Origin of the sequence: Methanocella arvoryzae MRE50, assembly GCF_000063445.1 — an archaeon.
GTDB classification, from domain to species: domain Archaea; phylum Halobacteriota; class Methanocellia; order Methanocellales; family Methanocellaceae; genus Methanocella_A; species Methanocella_A arvoryzae.
On the sequence record NC_009464.1, the window covers coordinates 1983096 to 1999968 of the forward strand.

Consider the following 16873-nt stretch of genomic DNA (forward strand, 5'->3'; position numbering starts at 1 on the left):
TGATTACTTATTAAGTAAGTCTCTGTGAGTCTCTGTGCACTCTGTGGTTATAGGTGCTCTCTGTGCCTCTGTGGTGAATAATCGCCGTGCTGTCGTGGTTCCATCGGCGCAACCCTGTAATAAAATTAGAAGCTACCGGCTCTTCTGCTGGGGGCCGGCCATCATTTTTCCCAGCTCCTGCTGGAGGACGCCCATGACGTATGGTGCGGCGAGGGCCAGTATCTGGGAGACCATGCTGCCTCCTCCGCCGCCTTCCTGTACGGTGATGTTGTGCTTGGCAGGGACTTCCTTGACCACGACTCTTGGAGTGAGCATCCTGATTATCCTGAAGGCGACGATTCCCGTTCCTACGGCGGCCGCGGTGGTCATGAATGGGTGGTCCCTGATCGTGCTGGTCGCCGGCCTGATGAGGTCGTGCGGGGCTCTGGCTACAGTCGTTTTCAGCCTGCCGAAGGACTGGCCTATCAGTGCTTCTGTCAGGCGGATGTCCTCTTCGGTCACCTTATGCTTTGCCACTTTGCACCATCTCCGTGGTACTGGGTGTCTTCAGGACCGGCACTCTGGAGAACAGGAAGTATGCGATGACTGCTGCCAGCACAATCGCTACGACTCCGATGATGAGGAGCGCTGCCCAGAGCGGTATCAGCGTGGAGATGAAGAGGATGGATCCGGCCACGAGGGCCAGCGCTCCTGCGACCAGCAGGGCGGCCAGCACGGAAACGTAGATCAGCTGCCTGATCAGGAAGTCGAACGGGTCGAAGACATAGTGTTGTAAATACAGGTCTGTCTTCTGGCGTACGTATAGATCTAAGTACTTGACCAGATCGGCGAACTCCTGTTCAATCGAGCTTTCCTCTGCAGCTGTGGCAGATGATGCTGCCGTGGTTCCGCCTGTGGCCTGATCCATGTTCTCAGTCACTCTCTTTCTCTCTATCCTGGTCTCTCTTTTAGTCTTAGTCGCGCCTCGTCATCAGCGAGCCTACCATGAAGCCTATGCCCACGGCGATCATGACCGAAGCAAACGGGTGCTCGACGATGAACGTCTCTACCGGCTCCACTTTCTTGTCTACCTCTGCCTTGAGCTCCGCGGTGCGGGCCTCGATGTCGTCTATGATGGCCTTGACTTCCTGGCCCTTGGATCCGAGGTCTGCTTCCCTGAGCTTTCTGGCAGCTTCCGCAAGAGCCTCGGCTGTATGCAATTTCATCTCGTCAGCCCTGGATACTGTGGTATCGACTAAACGCTCTGCCTTTAACGCAGCCTGTGTTCTGGCATGCGGGGTAGACGTGGTGGTACCGATCATTTGTTCTACATCTTCCGCCATATCGATCAACACTCAGTTGTATTAATTTAATAATATAATAATGTTTTGTTACCGATTGCACGGCTATCGATAAAGAGAAAAACGTATGGGGTGACGCCGAAGGCGGAGCAGCCCCGGCGCCGGGCTGAAGGGTTAGTGCTGTTTGGAGCTCTGCACGGTCTCCATCATGGCATCGAGGGCCGCGGAGAGCGCCGTCTCGTTGCTGAATCCCCCGGCGATCTTTTCCAGCTCGGGCCGGGGCAGGCTCTTCATCTCTTCAGCCAGCTTCACCATGTTCGGCAGCGCCCTGACGATGTTGTCGACTATGGTGACCGTCGCAGTTCTGGCAGATCTGGACAGCGGGTTCAGGTCAACGACGATGACCTTTTTGCCCATCTTCACCAGCGCCTCGCACCGGTCACCGTCTTCCAGCGGCACGAGCACCACGTCCGCCGTGAAGATGCCTTCCGAAGAAGCTTTCGCCCGGTCGTGAGACAGGCCCGGAATAAGCCGGTCAGGGTGCACTCCGAGGGGCTCACAGCCGTTAGACCTGAGCAGGCCGGCGATCTTGCCCACCCTCTCCTCGGTCCGGTGGAACAGGTTGACCTCCACGCCTGCGTTCACCTCTTTCGCCAGCGCCACCATCTCCGGCGCCGCCAGGGCCGCGGCGTTGCCGTTCACCGAGACGACCGGGTTCCGGGCGAGCAACAGCATCGCCACGGCAGCCTTCTCAGCGCCGAGCGCCGGGGCTGTCGTTTTTTCGCCGAGCAGGTAGTCGAAAGCTTCGCCCCTGCCATGGGCGATGAGCCCCTGCATACTCGTGATGCCGTCCCGCACGCCCTTCACCAGCATCTCCCTGGTCACCAGGGACTGGTACCGCGGATGATCTCGTGGAATGTCGGTCATAGTAAGTAACACCTGTAAGCAGAGGCTGATCAGGGCTGCATCCACCAAATAAGTATCGCGGAGCCAGAGCGCAGACTTCAGCGATTATACCTGAATATCCATCACTATCCCATTGATCTCTGGATACTATAGGCTTGCATATTAAGCCCGCGATAAAAAGGCTTAATACAGCACGCTGATATAAGTCCCATCGATAAGGGGGAGTGTAGCAGTGTTCGACAAGCTCAGGGAAGCGCTGAAGGGAAAGGCCGCAGTCACGCCGGCTAAGAAAGTACAGCAGCCTGTTCAGGAGCGCATCCAGATCGAGGCGCCAGTCCTCCTGCCTTTTACCGACTCCACGACCGACATGGGCGGGGAGCGTATCCGGCAGCCCGACCTCCTCAAGGGCAACGTGGACCACGCCGGGCACCTCCGCATCCTGGCGAGGAACGACGAGGAGGCCGGCAGGCTGTGCATCGACGCGCTGGGGGCGTCAAGGGACCGGAAAACGGTGCACTATGGCACCGACGACATCTCCGGCTACCTGTCGGGCAAAGGCCCGCTGGAGATCCTGACGCTCACCAAAAACGGCGAGACTCTCGCCGTCTACCCCCTGTTCCCTGTGGGCAGGCCGCTCCCGGCGAGGATCACCCAGATCACCGAGTGTAACAACACGTACGAAGGCCAGCTCGAAGTCTGGCTGAACGAGGGCACAGCCACCTTTTTCGACTCTTTATACTTCAAGAACCGCAACTCGTACTACCCGGGCAAGGACGTGCGGGTGCTCATCTCGGGCGTCGCCTACGTGCTCAGCAAAGCCAGAGCCCAGTCCCATGATCTAAAATCGGCCGCGGACGAAGTTCTCATCCGGTACGAGAACGGCGACGTCGACGACTACGTTTTCAGAGGCGTCGTACAGGGCGTAAAAGACTTCACCGCCTTCGACAAGAAAGCGGTGATCATCAAGACCACCGCCCGCACAGGCCCCGATTCCGCCCCGTTCGACCTGTACCTCTGCGCCACTTCCAACGCCATCTCGGAGAAGATCTCCCCGGGCGACCACGTGAGCGGCATCATCTGGCTGCAGGGCTACATAGTCTAAAATACTCGGTGTCCTGGCGTCCTGGCGTTTAATTAGTTTTCCTGCTGTCGTTCACCCGCAGCCCGGCAGATAGGGAAGCGCAAAGTGTTGTCCCTGTCCCCGGCCTCGGCCGATGCTGAAATGAAAAGCCTTATACAGTCATACTTATATAAGACTACGACAAGACTTAACAGATTCACTATCATTCTCCAGCGAGGCATTCAAACATGGATTTCAAGGCTATCGAAGAAAAGTGGCAGAAACGCTACGAGGACGCTAAGGCCTTCGAGCCCGTGGTCGAGCCGGGCCGGCCGAAGTACTTCATCACCTTCCCCTACCCGTACATGAACGGCTACTTCCACATCGGCCGGGCTTTCAGCGGCATCCGGGCCGAGGTCATGGCCAGGTACAAGCTCATGCAGGGCTTCAACGTCCTGTTCCCGTTCGGGTTCCACTGCACCGGCACGCCGATCGTCGCAGCGGCCGAGCGCATCGCCGAGGGCGAGAAGAAGCAGATGGACATCCTCCGCAAGATGGGCATCCCCGAGGAGGAGATCCCGAAGTTCGCCGACCCAGTATACTGGACTGAGTTCTTCCCCAGGGAGACGAAGAAGGACCTGAAGCGCATCGGCGCCGCGGTCGACTGGACCCGGTCGTTCATCACCACCTCATTAAATCCGCCGTACGATCACTTCATCCAGTGGCAGATGCGGAAGCTCAAGGCCGGCGGCTACATCGTCATGGGCGAGCACCCCGTCGTGTGGTGCCCCAGGTGCAAGTCGCCCGTGGGTGATCACGGCAGGCTCGAGGGCGAGGGCGTCACCCCCGAGGAGATCTACCTGATCAAGTTCAAGGTCGGCGACGCAATTCTGCCCTGCGGCACTTACAGGCCTGAGACCACCTTCGGCGTCACCAACCTCTGGCTCAACCCCGAGGTCACCTACGTCAGGGCGAAGGTCAACGACGAGGTCTGGATCGTTTCCGAGGAGACCATCGGCAAGCTGGAGAACCAGAAGTTCGCCGTGACCATCCTGGAGAAGGTCCCCGGCAAGACTTTAATCGGCCAGAAGGTCCTCAACCAGGTCACCGGCACCGAGATACCCATTCTCCCCGCGACGTTCGTCGACCCCGGCGTCGGCACCGGCGTGGTCATGTCCGTGCCTGCCCACGCTCCGTATGACTACGCGGCGCTCAGGGACATCGAGAACGACCCGAAGAAGTTCGGCTTGGACGAGAGCGTCATCAGCGGCATCAAGCTCGTCAACCTCATCACCATCGACGGCTACGGCAAGTTCCCCGCCAAGGAGATCGTCGAGGGCATGAACATCAAGAACCAGGACGATCCCAAGCTGGAAGAAGCGACGAAGGAGATCTATAAGAAGGAGTTCCACACCGGCATCCTGAACGAGAACACGGGCAAGTACAAGGGCAAGAAAGTCATGGAGGCGAAGCTGGAGCTTGTGTCAGACTTCGTCCACGCCGACAAGGCCGCCATCTTCTACGAGCTGCCCGAGCCGGTTGTCTGTCGCGACCTGACCCGGTGCGTGGTCAAGATCGTCTCCGACCAGTGGTTCCTCAACTACAGCAACCCCATCTGGAAGGCACAGGCCCACAAAGCCCTCGACCAGATGAAACTGTACCCGGAGAAAGCCCGGAAACAGTTCGACTACGTGATAGACTGGCTCAAGGACTGGGCGTGCACCAGGGAATACGGCCTCGGCACCGAGCTGCCCTGGGACAAGCGCTGGGTGGTAGAATCCCTGTCCGACTCGACCATCTACATGGCGTTCTACACGATCTCCAAGTACATCGAGAACCCGGAGTACGGCATCAAGCCGGAGCAGCTCACGGACGAGTTCTTCGACTACGTGTTCCTCAGTATCGGCGACGCCGAAAGCGTCTCGAAGCACACCGGCATCAGCAAGGACCTGCTCAACACGTGTAAGCAGGAGTTCGAGTACTGGTATCCCTTCGATTTGAGGAACAGCGGCAAGGACCTCGTGCAGAACCACCTGGCATTCTGCATCTTCAACCACACCGCCCTCTTCCCGGAGAAGTACTGGCCTAAGGGCATGAGCGTCAACGGTTTCCTCCAGCTGGACGGCCAGAAGATGTCCACCAGCAAGGGCAACGTCCACACATTACGCCACATCTGCGACCTGTACGGCGCCGACGCTACCCGGATGACCCTCATGTACGGCGGCGAAGGCCTCGAAGACCCCAACTGGGACAGCGAGTTCGCCCGCAACGCCGGCCCGAGGCTGACCCAGTGGTACGAGTTCGCCGTCGAGAACTACGGCAAAGGCCGGGACGATGAGAAGTACATCGACCGGTGGCTGGAGTCCATGACGATCAAGACCCTCAAGCTGACCAAAGAGTCCATGGACAACATGGACTTCCGCTCGGCAATTCAACGTGGGTATTTTGATATGCAGCGGTATCTCAAATGGTACATCAGAAGGTCGCCCGTGCCCAACAAGCGGCTCATCAGCTGGTTCATCGAGGCGGAGACCAAGATCCTCGCCCCCTTCTGCCCGCACGTCTGCGAGGAGATCTGGGAGAAGATCGGCGGCCAGGGCTTCATCGCCAGGGCTCCTTACCCGTCCTGGGACGACAGCGTGCCCGTGGACGAGTCCATCGAGAAGTCCGAGGACTTCATCCGCAACGTGATCGAGGACATCCAGGAGATCGTCGAAGTGGCCCAGCTCAAGGAGGCCAAAGAGGTGTTCATCTACACCGCCGACGAGTGGAAGTACAAGGCTTTACAGCTGGCCTCCGGCAAGAACATGGGCGACGCCATGAAGGATGTCATGGCGGATGCGGAGATGCGAAAGCATGGCAAGGAAGTCAGCAAGTACGTCGGCAAGGTCGTCAGCGAGCGGCTCGTGTACAGCGGAGTAGACGAAAAGGCCGTCCTCGACGAGGCGAAGGACTTTGTTAGTCGAGAGGTCGGCATGACCGTGACCGTCAACCCGGAGACCGACCCCGAGAACAAGAGGCGGCATGCTATACCCGGCAGGCCGGCCCTGCTGATAAAATAGCCTTCGGCTCGGGCTTGCCCGACGTTAGAAGGCAGGATCGCAGTAGCCTGACAAAAATAGTCCGCTCGAATGCTACGATGGGAATGGTGTCTGATATCCCCTGCCCATCGTAGCTCGACCGACATTCTTTCTTTTTATGCGCATACCAGACGATATCGAGGACCTCGTGCTTGCATTCGTGGAGCCTGACAAGAAAAAGGACCTCATGCGAATGAGCCGGGCGGAGATTGACGAGCTTATTCTGGCCGAGATATCGTGCGCCGTCGAGCCCGGGTTTATCGAGAAGAGCCCTGACTCCGGCGGCTTCCCATACCGGGTGACGCCGAGGGGCCGGGAGATCCTGCAGATGCTGGCACCTTGCAAGAGGAGCGGCCGGTGAACTTATAGTTTATATGCCTGGTGCTCTATGGCCGTACTTTTCTCCTTTTTTCCGTCGCTATCTACCGATAGATTTATAAGTTATGTGGCACTATGAAGTGCTGGATTCTACACATTTGGGCACGTAGATCAGGGGTAGATCGCTTCCTTGGCATGGAAGAGGCCTCGGGTTCAATTCCCGACGTGTCCACTAAGTTTTTCGAAAGGCTGTCGGAAAACCTTTTTCCAAAAAAGGTTTTCCTGACTCTCGACACCCGAATAAGCCCGAAGGGCATTTTTAAAGCGATGTTTTTGAGGGGGTGGCGAGGGGGGCTTTTTACAAAAAGCCCCCCTAACACCTATCATTAAAAGGGCTATTACTACAGTTCAATAAACTCTTTCGCGAGTCGACGTCCGACCCTTCGGGTCGTCCTACTCCGGCTTTTCGGGTGCTCCGATGTCCGGGCCGGACTCGCACCCTCGCAACGGAAACCCGGCTGGCGCTTCGCAGCCGCCGGTTTACGTTGCTTCGCAAGTCCTAAGCGACGCCACTTCGTAGGCGACGACTGCCATGGGCAGTCGTCCATTACCCGGCCATCTCCGCATCCTGCCTGATGGCAGGACAAGCCCGAAAAGCCTCCGTCGACCGCTTACCCATACGTTTTACCCTAGGCTCCGCTTAGCGGATCGGTTACTTGATCTATAATCCCCGGTTTCTCACAGCAGGCCTTTACTATCGGCAAGAATCGATCGCTGATCCTGTATGTCGGCTTCTGTCCTGTCTCTGTCGTCCTTGCGACGACACTTTTCTCATATAGCACACGCAAGTATTTGCTCACCGCACTCTCGGGCAGGCCCAGCTTCGCCGCGAGCTCCATGTTTGTGATGCCCGGGCTGTTCAGAAGGACAAGTATCATCCGACCGTATGATTCCCTGCGCAGCAGGGCTATGATTAGCTTTTCCTCTGGCGAGTAGCTGTTGGAATTGGTGAAATACCTGACGTATTTAGTGTCGTCGGTGTACTCCGTGATCTTGTGGTTCATCGACAGGATCAGCAAGTGATACCTCACGGTACCGACGTTCATCGGCAGTTCCCTGGATAGCTCGTGCAGGGTGGACCCCGGCCGATCTGCAATAAGCTTGTATAACCTGTTCCTGTTATCGTTTCTGTCGATCCTGGAGCGAGCGCGGGTAATAGTGCCCGCGGATAGAACGTGCAGGCAAAGGTAGCCGGCCGCCGCAGCCAAACCAGCTGCTATGCCGAAGCCGATGGCAGACAGCTTGCCATCGGCAGTCCTGTAGTAGAGTGTGCCATTTCGCTCGACCATGTCTATTACAAGCGAGCCTGTCGGCCGGCTCCACAGCAGGTGACCATCTGCCATATCCAGCGCATATATTCCTCCTGTATACGTGCAGTTGGATCGGCCGGCGAAGAAGGGGTACTCGTAGTTTGAGACCCAGTAGCTAACGTATACAGTGTTATTGCCCGGTACCACCCAGGCGATGGCATGGCTTTTGATAATCTGCGAACCAGGCTTCATGCCTCGTTCCTGATACCACTCATCGGCAGGAGTTTCGTTGGCCTCAACGCTGAAAGCGGGTTCGTAGGAGTTCGTGATTATGTTGAACTCATGTGCATCTGGCCTGATTGCGTAGACCTTTCCTGCGGGAATGGTGTATTGCCAGATCTGTTCGCCTGTCTCCGAATAGTGGGCGCTGACCTTGACAGGCTGGAAATCATACAGGTTAGCCACCTGTCTATCCCCTACGTCGTTAACATCTGTACTGTATGCTACGCCGTTTTTTATGTTGGCGGTATTGATTCTCATGGTATTGTTTTCAAGTATCGTTTCTCCGCCATCAACTGTAATAATGTGGATAGGTGAGTTGACGTCCCCTCCAGACACGAAAAACCGGCCTTGAGCATCCGGTAAGTAGCCGTATATAGGGCTCATCCATCCTTCCGGGCTGGTCTTCACCCACTTCAGCGAGCCGTCTTTAGTGATGGCCACAAGGCTGTCATGCGTCCACAAGTACACCGTCCCGTTATCGTAGGAGATCGCTCTCCACGCCCTGAAAGGTACTCCGTAGTCGGCGAGGCTGCGCTGCCAGGCTGTCGTTCCGTTTGGCGAGCGGGCGATAACTCCGGTCATGTCAAGCGAACCGGAGAGCTGGTACATATTTCCTCCTTCATCGAAGGCAGGTTTGAAGAGGATGCCAGCCTGCCGCCATAGCTCTCTACCATTCTTACCGAACGCAATCACAGAATAGCCGTTTACGTAAGCGTAAATTCGCTCGTTGCAGAGGGTCAGCTTTACGGTCTGGGAGTTATTCAGCTGTCTGGACCAGAGTATGGTTCCACTGCGTGAGACTGCTACGATTTCACTCTCTCCCCGGCTCCAATTATTGCGGACGCTACCTTTTGACGGATAAACTGACATGTAGATCGTATTATTATCCGATACAGCGGTTTCCATATTCCAGTTGTCGTACTTGCCGGCTGCCTCGTCATATACTGGCAGAACCACATTCCAGCGGGCGCCTTGAGGGCCCATGGCGTGAAGTGTTTTGCCACTGATGAAATAGAACGTATCGTCATCTTCGACATATGGTTTTGAATTAATGCCAGTATCGTTGATTTTGACGGACCACATTTCCACAGGTCCTTCACTATTGTTATCCAGCATAATGGCGGCAAGCGTCGCCGCCATGAAGACGAGGGCTGCTATCAGGATCGCCGTGAATATGCTGCTCCGTTTCATCAAACCACTGATCGAATAAACAGTGACAGCTTAAATATAGGTTCTCTCAGTATCGGATAATTGGCTGCTTATGATAGAAGTTCACCATTCTCGACCATGGCTTGCGCTTGGGTACCGGTACCAGTGCCCGGTCATCTGTTGTAGCCCGAAAAGCCCCCGTCGACCACGGGCTGAATAATAACTAAAGCACTCTGGCTACGGCGGAGGATTTGCGGCCGGCCCCCAGTTCAGGGCAAACTCGTACCTCATAACGTCCTTTTTACCGTACTTGACAGGTATCTCGAACGATGCCGTGCCATTACTCTCGACAAAGACCGACTGGAACCACGGCCTGGCCGACTTTGTTATTACAGTCCCGACGCTCTGCCCGCCTCTATCATAGAGCCTGGTAGTGATGCCGACCCAGCAGTCGTCGGCCCCGTCATTTCTGATCGTTCCCCTGACAACGACACACGGGTCTCCCTTTATGTAGAAGTATTTATCCATCAGGTACAAGACGTAGCTGTCTTCGAACCTATCGTAGCTGAGATTGGAGTCGATCAGGTATACTTGGGTTGATTGGATATAGCCGGGAGCAGGCGGAGTAATTTGCTCCACTGGCACCGAGCCTCCCTGCTGTACTGCGAAAATCAACGCGGCCCCTGCTATGGCTACTACAGTCAGGATGGCCAGGAAATAGTTTTTATCCACGGCTTATTATTTCATCTTACTGGATAACAACTTTTCTAGCATACCTTTACTCTGGCGGATAACGTATTTCAACCATAAGGCAGTTCATCGGATTACTATCTATGAGTGACTTTAGCCCTGATACTCCGGAACTCGCAGAGGCATACGACAGGACTAGCGACGGCCAGCTCGAGAAGGGCGGCGTGCTGATCTCCCGCATGGGCATCGGGGCCGGGGATCGAGTTCTTGATGTGGGGTGCGGGACTGGCAGGCTGGCCTTGCGAGTTTCTGAGCTTGTGGGGCCTTCGGGGTGCGTGGTGGGCGTCGACCCCTCGGAGCCTCGCATCGCGCTGGTCCGGCGCAAGCTGGCCTCGTGTGAACATTCCAGCGTCCGGTTCGTCGTCGGCAGGGCCGAAGACTTGAGCTTCCTGCCAGGCCAGGCGTTCGATCACGTCTACTATTCCTCTGTGTTTCACTGGATCAGCGATAAAAAGGCCGCACTGCGAGAGGCTTTCAGGGTTCTGGCGCCGGGCGGGCGGATCGGCATCACTACGGCCGACGCTGGCGATCTCAGGAACGTACCGGCAGTCATGGACCGGCTTATGCTTCAGCCGCCCTATGCGGGGAGAGTGGATGCTTCTCTGGCTGCCAGGCGGCCAGTGAGCCGGAAAGAGCTGGAGGCCATGCTGGCAGAGGCTGGTTTCGGGAGCATTGATGTGACTCTCCACGAGCTAAACCGGGTCCGCAGCTCTCCTGAGGCTGCACTGGAGCAGGCGGAGGCAGACTCTGCGGGCACTCTGCTGGCTCACGTGCCCGTAAATCTGCGAGCCCTGGCCAGGCAGGATATCCTCCGGGAACTGGAAGCTTTCAGGACCCCTGCCGGCATCGTGCTGTCGACGAGCAGCCTCGTCGCCGTAGCGATCAAACCTCGCTGATCACACTGAGTCAATGGCATCATGAGCTTGTGAACTAGGACGAACGCTGCGCTGCGCCCGACCCACAGAGATTCCACAGATGGCTCGGCCCCGAGAGGCCTCGTTTTTTAATCGCAAAGAGTCCGGTGATGATCGGAGCCTTGATCAGGCATAAGTGATGAAAAACTGGCAGTTCTCAGTTTCCCCGCTATTAAAGCTGCCAGCACTCGCCATATGATAAATAGGATATTTGGGTAGAGGCTATGAAAAATTGAAAGTTGGCCCTGCGTGAGTCGAAAATACCGCCAAGCTCGCCAAGGAGCCAGGCTCGCCAAGATATAATTTTTCACGGAACGACAAGCAATAATTTTAGTGATCCGCGTGGTTCCGATCGAAAAAGTCCTTGGCGTGCTTGGCTTCTTGGCGTGCTTGGCGGCCTTGCAAGCGTCCTTGCGCCTTTGCGAACTAATAACAAGGCGGCCTGGCGCCGAACGCTGCCCCGATTATCATGGGAATCTCTGAGGGTCTGGCACAGCTCAGCGTCCGTCTGTTGTCTCACTCTTCTTAAATCCATTTCCACCTTCTGGCTAGCATGAGGATTACGATATCCACGATAATAAACGTCGCTATCAGGGCGTACCCAAAAGCGCTGCTGCCGTAGGTGGGTATCAGCAGGAGGGTCCCGCCCAGCAGGACTACGAAGATGATGGCGTTGAGCAAAATAATCGTATTCACGTTCATCCTGATGTTGAGCACGGGGATGAATAGCGAGTATATGGTATAAGGGAAGCTGGCGAGGACGATGAGCTTCATCAGCTCCAGGCCTTCGAGGTACCGGGGCCCGAAGAAGCCCATGATGGCGGGACCGAATAAGAATAAGAAGATGGCGCCGGGGATGAGTATGGAGTACACGGTCAGGGCTGCCCTGGTGAAGTTCTTCTTCAGGCTCTCCCCGTATACGCCTTCCACGAAGAAGGAGGTGCTCAGGGAGATCGGGATCTGGAGCAGGAAGTTGCCCAGGGTATACGCAATGTAGTAGATGGCTGCCTGCGCTTCGCCCAGCTGTGCTGAGATGATGAGGGGCACTGACAGGTAGGCGGCGTTATAGAGGATGCTGGCCACGTAGTTCCTCGATGATGTCCTGAAGCTGGTTTTGATGAACTCTGGGTCTACCCGCAGGTCGAACCTGACCACCTTTTGCAGTATCCAGGCCACGAAGATGAAGGCCACTATATAGGAGAGCACGTTGGCGCTGAAGATGCCGAAGAACCCGAGGGCGGCCAGCAGGAACAGCAGGGGTAGCCTCGTCAGGTAAAGCAGGTTCTGGATGAACGTGTATTTCGCGTCCCTCATCGCTATGAAGGTCTGGGTGGCGACGGCTCCTGCGGCGCCTGTGCCGACGAAGACGAGGAAGATCAGGATGTACTGCCAGTCGAGCAGGCCGGCGATGTCGGGTGATATGTACGGTGCGGTAGCCACGTACAGCAGGCCCAGCACTAAGGCGGTGGATACCATGACCACCATCGAGGTGTTGAACGCCTTGCTCTTGTCGTAGTGGTGGAAGTAGCGGAGGAGTGATATGTCGAAGCCCATGCTGGAGAAGGCGAGGATCAGGGACGCGGCGGATATCAGGACTACGGCGTTGCCGACGTCGTTTACTGAGTATAGCCTGGCCGCTATCGCCCAGAAGAAGAAGCCGGCGGCAACGCCCAGGCCTTTGTTCGCCATGATGAAGAAAGAGTTCTTGAAGAACGGGTCTTTCAGGCTGCGTTTTAACCCGCCGAAGTAGTGCTTGACCGTGGTGCTCATGCTACCTATCAACAAATATAATATGTGGCTTATTATATAATATTACTTCAAGGGGTATTCTGCCGGTGGTTGGCCGGCCCGTCAGATGATTAGCCGGTCATATCTCACAAAGGATCTACTGCGCATTTCCTGTCATATCTATAGTATATGCCGCCATCGACTCCACCTGGAGAGGCGTTCGACCAAATTATTATATAATAAATTATTAATATAACTATAATATATTGATTTAGGGGCTTGATTTGCATATACGCCAATCGCTATTACTGGCTCGTGTCGGAAATTATCGGTGAGCGTGGCATCATTTTCCTGATCAAGTACACGCTTGCCATATATGTGGATATGGTGGTGAGGGAACTGTACCAGGTTTACTCGTACTTGTATGCCTGGGTGTTCAACAAGCCTCTTATCTACGTTATCGGGGACAGCCACTCGTGGGCGTTTAAGAAGCAGAGGTCCTTCATCATCAATAACATCGGGCCGGCTACCGCTTACAATCTGTGCAATCAGGACAGCACCATCCAGTCGTACCGGAAACTGCTTCAGGCTGTAGGGAAGATCGACCGGCGCAAGGACTACGTCATCCTCACATTCGGGGAGATCGACTGCCGGGTGCACTTCTATAACCAGTACATGAAAAACGGCGGAAAAATTTCCCTTGACAGCCTCATGGACATGACGATCGAGAACTACGGCAAGGTCCTTTTCGAGTTGCGGGAAAAGGGCATCAACTTCCTGGTGTACGGGGTAGTCCCGGCGGCGAGGGACGTGGTCCGCTACCCTCCCTACTCCACCAAGAAGATCCGGGAAGAGCTGGTCAACAGCTTTAAAAGCAGCTATCGTTACCAGGCTTCTCCAGAAATGCGCAGCTATATCAACCGCCGGTTCAACGAAAAGCTGAAAGCCTTCTGCAAGGCGAACCAGATCAAGTATCTCGACATATATTCGGTCGTGGCCGATAAGCAGGGTTTTGTAAAGGATGAGTTCGTGGCCGACGAGATCCACGTCAACGGGAAGATCATGCCATACGTCAAAGCGATGCTCAAAGAAGAGATGGGGCTCGAGACCTGATTATATCCTGTGGTGAAGCTCCGGCAGCTACCCTTAAATCCGTTAACCCTCCCGTCCACAGCGTGTTCCCGCATCAGCAACCCTTATGAGAAGAAGTAAACATAGTGTTATATTATGGACTGGAGGGTCATGCTGGCCAAGGGCTTTAATACCTTTATCTTACTGCTGATAGTGGTCCAGTTCCTCCTTTTGCTGGGCATCATCGTCTTGCTCTCCTACCTTGGGTCCGGGCTTTTCATGTCGATCATCACCGCGGTGTCGACCATCACTCTCGTGGTGCTGTGCTTGCCCCTGTCTGTTCTCCAGTACTTCTCGAGCCGGGACCGTAAGCTCAAGGTACTCTTCGCAGGGCTGATCATGGTGTTCCTGATCTCCTCTCTCGCAGTTATCATCTGGTATCTGGCAGAGTTTCCCGGCTACTTCTGGCTGACAGACGTCACCAAGTTCCTCACTCTCCTGACCTATCTGCCTCTGCTAGTCTCCCTGCTGGCGGTTTCCCGGGCCAGGGACCTGAAAATCGAGCCGTATAACAAAGCTGCTATCGTATTTCTCAGCGTCGTCTCCGCGCTGGTCGTGGCCTTTTACGCCCTCGCAAACGCGGGCAGGGCAGGGGCGGACACCTTCGGCATCATAAACTATACCGTGTCGATCCTCCTCGACATCGTCGTGCTGGCCTTGACGTCTGTCCTGATCCTCACCCACCTGCAGGGCAAGCTACGGTACCTGCTATCCATTATTCTCATCACTTACCTTCTCAGCACGGTGGCAGATGTCGCTGTGCTGATCGACAGCCTGAACCTGTACGAGGCTTTCGATGTGGGGCGCTTTGTCTACGCGATCATGATCAACTTTACCGGGCTGGCCTTGCTGGCGTATTCGCTGGGCAACATCAAGGTCATAACCGTGGAGGAGGTATCCAGGAAGCTGAACGATGTCACCCTGCTCATGTCCGACCTCGTGGAGCAGTCGCCGCTGGCCATCTGCATATGCGATACCACGGGCGCTATCCTGATGGCGAACGATCGCTTCCTGGACATCTGCGGCCTGAGCCGGCCCGATGCGCCGGGCGGGCTTACCGTCATTCAGGCGCTACCTGAAGCAGGAAAAGTATTGCCACCTCTATCCCGGCTGACGACCGGTACCGGGGCTTTCACCGTCGACGGATTGCGAATCGAGAGGGCCGGCAAAGCCCCTGCGTACTTCCGCATGAAGGCGTTCCCGACTCGCGGATCAGACGGCCTCGTCGCCAGCATTGTCATCATCCTGGACGACGTCACCGAGCGGAAAGCCTTCGAGGACCAGCTGGTGATAGAAAAAAAGCAGACCGAGCTATACGTCGATTTGATGGGCCACGATGTCAACAACATGAACCAGATTGCGATGGGCTTTCTGGAGATCGCCGAAGAAAAGCTCCGGCAGGAAGGCCGGCTCGGGGAGGATGACCTGTACCTGCTGTCGAAGCCGATCGAAGCACTGGCCCACAATTCCCGCATCATCTACAACATCAGGAAGCTACAGCAGGAGAAGGCCGGGGAGTACCGGCACAAGCCGGTCGACGTAGGCGAGACGCTCGCAGGCGTGACCTCCCGGTACTCCGGCCTCGCAGGAAGAGACGTCCGGGTGAGCCTGTGCATCGGGGAGGACTGCACCGTCATGGCCAACGAACTGCTGGGAGAAGTGTTCGACAACCTCGTCGGCAACGCCGTCAAGCATACAGAAGGGCCTGTCTGCATCAGGGTAGCCGTGGATAAGATCAGCGGCGCAGGGGGCAAGGATTACTGCAGGGTGACCGTGGAAGACGACGGGCAGGGCATCACGGACGAGATGAAGGGCAAGCTGTTCGACAGGCTGTCTATGGACAACAAGAGGGCGAGAGGCAGCGGGTTCGGCCTGTGCCTGTCAAAAATTCTGGTCGAGGACTTCGGCGGCCGGCTGGAGGTCGAGGACAGGGTGCAGGGGGATTATACAAAAGGCGCGAAGTTCGTGGTCACACTGCCCTTGATCACGGATAATCCCCGCTAATAGTAGTACCGCTACTTACCGCTACTAACAGTAGCCGCGCTACCGTTCAGCTTCTCTATGGTCTTCGCTATGCGCCGGGCTCTGGTCTCCTCTTTCTTCGCCTCCGTGATCCACTCTATGTACTCCCTTTTATGGGTATAGGACAGCTTCTCGAAGGCCGAACGTGCCATCTCGCAGCCTGACAATGCCCGGGCAAGGTCTTCCGGCATGTCTACGACTCTCGGCGCGTCGTCCACGTCCATGGTTATGTGCACGCTATCCCCGGGCTCCTTGCCGATGGCCTCCCGGATCTTCTTCACCACGCCCAGGTAATAGACGCCTCCATAGGGGTGGATTGACCCCCTGTACTCGACGCCGTCTATGGTACAGCGCACTTTCACCTGGCCTTTTCGGCCGAACGCCTGCTGCACGTCGAAGGGTATCTTTACTCCTGCTCCGCCGCTGTCGTCGTCCTTGACCAGAATTGCCTCGAATTCCTGCCCCGCCATAAATGTGGATATATGCGGGGCTTTATCAAAATGATTACGGGACGAGTGTCACGTCTTCTACTTTTTCCTGGCCTTGAGCTTCTTCATCATCTCCTCGACTTCCCTGGCACCTTCCTCGTAGTGCGCTTTCTCGTCCGGAGCCAGCTCGTCCAGCAGCCTCAGAAATTCGCCCACGTGCTCCAGCTCTTCCTCCGCTATGTCTCTCAGTACCGCGATGGCCAGCTTGTTATCCGTAGACTCGGCGAGCTGAAGGTAAAGCTGGACTGCCTCGTATTCAGCTGCGATATCGAAGCGTATCGCCCTCTTGAGCTCTTCGTCGGTCAGCTTCCGGTCTGCTTTCATGCCCGAAAAATTAGTAGCGAACTCTGGCATACAATCTCCTCACCAGGTAACTACTATCACGACGTTTATATAATATTCCTGCGGGGTACACGGGCCATCTCCTTAAACTTATCCTTTGCCAGGCCTAAAAA

The 16873-nt window shown here is 56.0% G+C and carries 15 protein-coding genes and 1 tRNA gene; 7 read left to right on the top strand and 9 right to left on the bottom strand.

Features of this window, described 5'->3' with window-relative positions:
• Positions 1–132: 132 nt before the first annotated feature.
• The 4 genes from RCI_RS09875 to RCI_RS09890 form a co-directional block, all read right to left on the bottom strand.
• Entirely contained in the window at positions 133–516 is a 384-nt protein-coding gene (locus RCI_RS09875) for a hypothetical protein (protein ID WP_048198427.1), read from the bottom strand.
• Positions 503–919, bottom strand: a complete 417-nt coding sequence (locus tag RCI_RS09880; RefSeq protein WP_231844824.1) for a hypothetical protein — start codon at positions 917–919, stop codon at positions 503–505. Before RCI_RS09880 ends, RCI_RS09875 begins: the two co-directional genes overlap by 14 nt.
• Positions 920–953: 34 nt before the next feature.
• Positions 954–1322, bottom strand: coding sequence for a DUF883 C-terminal domain-containing protein (locus tag RCI_RS09885; RefSeq protein WP_231844825.1), 369 nt, complete (start codon positions 1320–1322; stop codon positions 954–956).
• A gap of 132 nt (positions 1323–1454) precedes the next feature.
• Positions 1455–2207 (bottom strand): 4-phosphopantoate--beta-alanine ligase, encoded by a 753-nt coding sequence (locus RCI_RS09890; protein WP_048198430.1) that lies wholly within the window; start codon positions 2205–2207, stop codon positions 1455–1457.
• A gap of 211 nt (positions 2208–2418) precedes the next feature.
• On the opposite strand from RCI_RS09890, the gene RCI_RS09895 reads away from it, so the two are divergent.
• The 4 genes from RCI_RS09895 to RCI_RS09910 all read left to right on the top strand — a co-directional run bounded on the left by RCI_RS09895 (position 2419) and on the right by RCI_RS09910 (position 6876).
• Positions 2419–3288: a hypothetical protein gene (locus tag RCI_RS09895; RefSeq protein WP_012036295.1), complete on the top strand. Its 870-nt coding sequence runs from the start codon at positions 2419–2421 to the stop codon at positions 3286–3288.
• A 206-nt stretch (positions 3289–3494) separates the two neighbouring features.
• On the top strand, positions 3495–6308 hold the full coding sequence (leuS, locus tag RCI_RS09900; RefSeq protein ID WP_012036296.1) for a leucine--tRNA ligase: 2814 nt from the start codon (positions 3495–3497) through the stop codon (positions 6306–6308).
• 136 nt (positions 6309–6444) lie between these two features.
• Entirely contained in the window at positions 6445–6687 is a 243-nt protein-coding gene (locus RCI_RS09905; protein WP_012036297.1) for a hypothetical protein, read from the top strand.
• Positions 6688–6804: 117 nt separating this feature from the next.
• A tRNA-Ala gene (locus RCI_RS09910) sits at positions 6805–6876 on the top strand.
• A 457-nt stretch (positions 6877–7333) separates the two neighbouring features.
• Here the strand turns inward: RCI_RS09910 and RCI_RS09915 are convergent.
• Positions 7334–9427, bottom strand: a complete 2094-nt coding sequence (locus RCI_RS09915) for a PQQ-binding-like beta-propeller repeat protein (RefSeq protein WP_048198432.1) — start codon at positions 9425–9427, stop codon at positions 7334–7336.
• Positions 9428–9622: 195 nt separating this feature from the next.
• Complete coding sequence (locus RCI_RS09920) at positions 9623–10117, bottom strand: hypothetical protein (protein ID WP_012036300.1); 495 nt, start codon at positions 10115–10117, stop codon at positions 9623–9625.
• A gap of 101 nt (positions 10118–10218) precedes the next feature.
• Between RCI_RS09920 and RCI_RS09925 the strand changes: the two genes are divergently transcribed.
• Complete coding sequence (locus RCI_RS09925) at positions 10219–11031, top strand: class I SAM-dependent methyltransferase (protein ID WP_012036301.1); 813 nt, start codon at positions 10219–10221, stop codon at positions 11029–11031.
• 543 nt (positions 11032–11574) lie between these two features.
• Here RCI_RS09925 and RCI_RS09930 read toward each other — a convergent pair.
• Entirely contained in the window at positions 11575–12831 is a 1257-nt protein-coding gene (locus RCI_RS09930; protein WP_012036303.1) for a lipopolysaccharide biosynthesis protein, read from the bottom strand.
• 261 nt (positions 12832–13092) lie between these two features.
• Here RCI_RS09930 and RCI_RS09935 point away from each other — a divergent pair, with 261 nt between their 5' ends.
• Together RCI_RS09935 and RCI_RS15860 are read left to right on the top strand one after the other, a co-directional pair.
• The gene (locus RCI_RS09935; protein WP_012036304.1) at positions 13093–13890 is read left to right on the top strand and encodes an SGNH/GDSL hydrolase family protein; all 798 of its coding nucleotides are present in this window, start codon (positions 13093–13095) and stop codon (positions 13888–13890) included.
• Positions 13891–14004: 114 nt separating this feature from the next.
• Complete coding sequence (locus tag RCI_RS15860; protein WP_012036305.1) at positions 14005–15912, top strand: ATP-binding protein; 1908 nt, start codon at positions 14005–14007, stop codon at positions 15910–15912.
• Positions 15913–15923: 11 nt separating this feature from the next.
• On the opposite strand, the gene RCI_RS09945 is transcribed toward RCI_RS15860, so the two are convergent.
• A complete protein-coding gene (locus tag RCI_RS09945) occupies positions 15924–16400 on the bottom strand; it encodes a YdeI/OmpD-associated family protein (RefSeq protein WP_012036306.1) in 477 nt (158 codons plus the stop codon).
• A 57-nt stretch (positions 16401–16457) separates the two neighbouring features.
• Positions 16458–16772, bottom strand: coding sequence for a ferritin family protein (locus tag RCI_RS09950; protein WP_012036307.1), 315 nt, complete (start codon positions 16770–16772; stop codon positions 16458–16460).
• Positions 16773–16873: the final 101 nt, after the last annotated feature.